This is a genomic window from uncultured Methanobrevibacter sp., from assembly GCF_937881195.1.
GTDB lineage: Archaea > Methanobacteriota > Methanobacteria > Methanobacteriales > Methanobacteriaceae > Methanobinarius.
Genome location: NZ_CALGFC010000071.1, coordinates 1 through 4,633, shown reverse-complemented (window position 1 = coordinate 4,633; position 4,633 = coordinate 1). Strand labels below are relative to the sequence as shown.

The following is a 4,633-nucleotide window of genomic DNA, read 5'->3' as shown; positions in this document are numbered from 1 at the left end:
TCATATGATTATATTTATCATTTAAATTCTATATTTCTTCTCTTGTTTATTATTATCTAATGATTTTATAATAAAATATTTATAATAGTTTTTTATTAATATTATTTTATAATATAATGAATGCTCTCTTTAATTTAATAGTTTTTTGTAAATTGCTATGTTAATAAATTAAATGTGTTTTTTGATAATTTGAGGTTTGCTTTTTATGGATATACTAGTGGATAATAATAGGAAAATTACCATTGGGGATGTTATTATTTCCAAAGGTAGAGATATAAAAGATATAACTGTTTATTTATTATATATTCCTTTAAAAGAATATTGGATTATAATTAAAGGGGATTTTGGTATTAAAAAATCAATTATTGAATACTCTAACCCTCCTGTTTTAGTAGATTCTTCTGAAAGTTTTGAGGAAGATTCGCTGTATTTTTTACTTAATGATAAAATTAAAAATTTTATAAATGATAATTTTGAATTTGATAATCTTTCTAATCTTTCTAATCTTTCTAATCTTTCTAATATTCTTAATAGTTCTAATATTTCCCATGATTCTAAAGTTTCTATGGATTTTTTGGATTCTGAAATTTCTAAAGTGCCTAATAATTTAAATTTGCCCGATTTTTTTGAATTAATTTTAGATATTATTAATATAATAGAAGGTATTAGCTCAAACAATACTTCTAATTATCCTGAGGGGGATCCAATTTACAATCTTATTGAAGATGCAAGGGAAATATTTACTTTATCTGAATTTGATCTTTTAATTGAAAAAATTAGAAATAATTATAAAAATCGGAAAAATATTGCTAAAAGTAATATGATTCTTGCTAAACTATTAAGCAATAAAGAAAATGTAATCTTAAGAAAAGATTATGGAACAATTTACAAATTAGATAGAGAGTCTAATGGATATAAAAATATCACTTTAGATGATTTGAAAAGAATAGTTGATAAATTAATAGATGATAAAGAATATGTTAATATTAAAGATATCAACACTGCATTATCTCATATTGGAAATAGATTAAGCCCTCAATATGATTTTATTCGTTTTAAAAATGGAATATATGATATGAATAAAATGAAATTTATTAAAAAACCTAAAAAACCAATATTTTCATTAATTGAAGTTGATTATAAGTATAAAAATAATATTAAAGATAATACTATTATTGATGATTATTTGAAAACTTCTTTAAAGAGAGGCTCATCTAAACTTACTGATAATTATATTAAAGGGTTAAAAGAGATTATTGGTTATTTATTTACTAGTGGAAATAAGGAAGAAATATTAATTTTCATAGTTGGTATCGGTGGTTCTGGAAAAAGTCTTTTAGTTAATATTTTGTCTTTAATTTTTGGTAGTCATAAAATCGCAGATCTTAAAATTAGGGATATGAATACTTCTCATGGTACATCTTCTTTAGTTGGTAAACAAATCAATATAGTTCGTGATTCTGATGATGCATTGGTTGAAAATATGGCAATATTAAAACAGTTGTCTGGTAATGATGATTTACAGGTTAATCCTAAAAACAAACCACATACAATTATTCCAAATAAAGAGGTAGCTAAAATTATTATAATGGCTAATGAAATTCCAGTTTTTAAAAAGCTTGATGATGCATTTATTGATAGGTTAGTTTTTATTGAGTTTCTACATAAATTTAGGGGAACTAGTGAAGAAAATAAGAATATATTATCTTCAATAACTAATAATGATAAAGCTATCCAAAAATTGATTTTTGAATCTTTAATGGCTTATAAAGCTAAAAAATCTGCCGATAGGGATTTTATACTTAAAAAAAGTTTGAATGAAACTAAATTACTTCTTCAAAAGCATACAACTCCTTTAAATTTCTTAATAAGTAAATTAATTTCAGGTTTTGATATAAATTCTACTGATAAAATTTATGTTAGGGATTTAAGAGATTTATTAAAGAAATTAGCTAATAGTGAAGGAGTTGAATTATCATATAATAGTGAAGGCGATATTGATGGTAGATTAATTTCTAAAGCAATCAAATCAACTTTTGATTTAGATTTCAAAATAGATAATCAAGTTTATGGCACAAAAGTTGATTATAAAAAATCTAAACGATATTATCCTTATTTATGTAAAAATTATGAATTATGGGATTTTTTAAAAAATGATTAGTTTTTAATGGTTTTATTGTATTTATAGATATAATAAGAATTTAAAAAGTTGTTTAAAGTTCTTATTTACTTTAGATTTTATTATTTTTTAATAATTTAGTGAAAAGACATTTTTATAAAAATAAAATATGGTATTTTTATAACTTTTTTGAGGATATTGGTTTTTATTTGGATGATTTCTGTGTTTTTATATTTTTTTTGTTGTTACTGCTATATGCACCCAGAGCAACACCATAGTCTGTTCCTGTGATGTTGTATTGACTTGGTTATATTTGGTATTGTAACTGCTGGCTGCATACAGATAAACACCATAGTATGATGTTCCTGTGATGTTGAGTTGTGAATTTGGTCTATTGGTATTGTTATCGCTGTCTGCACCCAGAGAAACACCATAGTATGTTCCTGTGATTGTTGAATTTGACTTCGGTTTATTGGTATTGTTATCGCTGTATGCATACAGATCAACACCATCGTATGTTCCTGTGATGTTGTATTGACTTGGTTATATGTGGCATCGTTGCTGCTGGATGCACCCAGATAAACACCAACTGATGTTCCTGTGATGTTGTGTAGTCTCGGTTAATTGGCTTATTCCTGCTGTATGCATCCAGATAAACACCACCGGATGTTCCTGTGATGTTGGGTTGTGAATTTGGTTTATTGGTATTGATACTGCTGTCTGCAACAGATAAACACCCTCGTATGTTCCTGTGAAAATTTCAAATTGTTGTTTTTAATTATAATTTCTATTCTTTTATTAGATTGTTGTTTTTAAACCATTATTTATTATTTATATGTTTGTTTTAAAGTGGTTATTTAACTTATTTTTTTTATTTTTCTATAGTATAATAACTTAATTTCATTGTTTTTTCCCATTTCTATTTATTTATAGTTGACTTTGGTATGATAACAGCTATTTTGATTTTTTTAATATTATATTATTTTTTTATTTTTATTTAATTTCTATAATTCAACATATATTTTATTTAGTTGTTATTTTTATTTTTCTTTACTTTTTATTTAATTTATATTATTTATTATCTATTTATTCCTATTTTTATTAGCATACACTTGATTATATTTTATTATAAATACTATTTATCAATTTAAAGCTATTATAATATTTATTTTTATTTATTATCTTATATTATTTGTTTTATTTTTTGTATTACTTTATTTGTTTTATTTTAGAAATTTATTATTCATTATTGCTTTTTTATTCTTTTAACAGTTATTTCTTATTTTTGTTGATTTATATTTTAATGAGATATTGTTTTATGATTAATTTTTTGTATTTATAGAAATCTTTTTATATGATTAGGGTAACATATTAATTGTAACATAGTGAGCATTACCTCATTTATGTTATTGTATAAAATAATAATTATTGTATAAATTGATTGGATCAGGAGGTGAAAATCTTGTTTGTGACAAATAAACGTTTTATTTCAATTGTTTTAGCTATTTCAGCTGTTTTATTACTTTTTAGTTTATCAGCTGTTAGTGCAGCTACTTATGATATGGATAATAGTAATACTACTTCTGATATTCAAAATGTTATTGATACTGATGTCGATGATGATTTGGAGATTCGTCTTGCTGATGGAGATTATACTTTTAGTCAAATTGATGTTAAGCGTAATGCAACTATCATTGGTCAAAGTAAAGGTGGTGTAGTAATATCAGGAACTGGTACTTTATTTAACATTACTTCAGTGAACGTTCGCATAATAAATTTAACTATTATTGGTTTTGATACAGGTATAAAATCTAATAGTGGTGGTTTGACAATTGTTGATAATAATATTACAACTAATGATATTAGTATTAATATTGGTAGTGATGGTGCTGATTTAAAAGGAATAAAGATTGAAAACAATACTATTAACTCTTTAGTTGATTATTGGGATTATGGGGCGGTTTATATTTATGCTCCAGATTATAGTGGAGCAATTATAGATGTCTCTTTAGTAGGTAATACTATAATTGGTAATGGCCCAAGTAATTCTAATGGTGTTCGTATAAGAGCTGTAGGTTGTGATAGTAATATAACCTTTACAGGCAACAACATCACAGGAACATACGAGGGTGTTTATCTGTTGCAGACAGCAGCAACAACATCAATATAACCTTCGTCAACAACAACATCACAGGAACATCAGTTGGTGTTTATCTGGATGCATCCAGCAGCAACAACACCAATATAACCTTCGTCAACAACAACATCACAGGAACATACTATGGTGTTTCTCTGGGTGCAGACAGCAGCAACAACACCAATATAACCTTCGTCAACAACAACATCACAGGAACATCAGTTGGTGTTTATCTGGATGCATCCAGCAGCAACAACACCAATATAACCTTCGTCAACAACAACATCACAGGAACATACTATGGTGTTTCTCTGGGTGCAGACAGCAGCAACAACACCAATATAACCTTCGTCAACAACAACATCACAGGAACATCA

Annotated in this window: 2 protein-coding genes; both read left to right on the top strand. The window is 25.8% G+C overall.

All coding sequences use genetic code 11. The annotated features are described in order from the left end of the window. Positions 1-205 precede the first annotated feature (205 nt). On the top strand, positions 206-2,161 hold the full coding sequence (locus Q0087_RS09470; protein ID WP_297899841.1) for a DUF5906 domain-containing protein: 1,956 nt from the start codon (positions 206-208) through the stop codon (positions 2,159-2,161). A 1,420-nt stretch (positions 2,162-3,581) separates the two neighbouring features. Beyond that, positions 3,582-4,289: a hypothetical protein gene (locus Q0087_RS09465; RefSeq protein ID WP_297899838.1), complete on the top strand. Its 708-nt coding sequence runs from the start codon at positions 3,582-3,584 to the stop codon at positions 4,287-4,289. Positions 4,290-4,633 lie beyond the last annotated feature (344 nt).

Excerpts from the sequence above, each read along its gene's own strand:
- Q0087_RS09470 (WP_297899841.1), top strand. The coding sequence starts at position 206 with ATGGATATACTAGTGGATAATAATAGGAAAATTACCATTGGGGATGTT.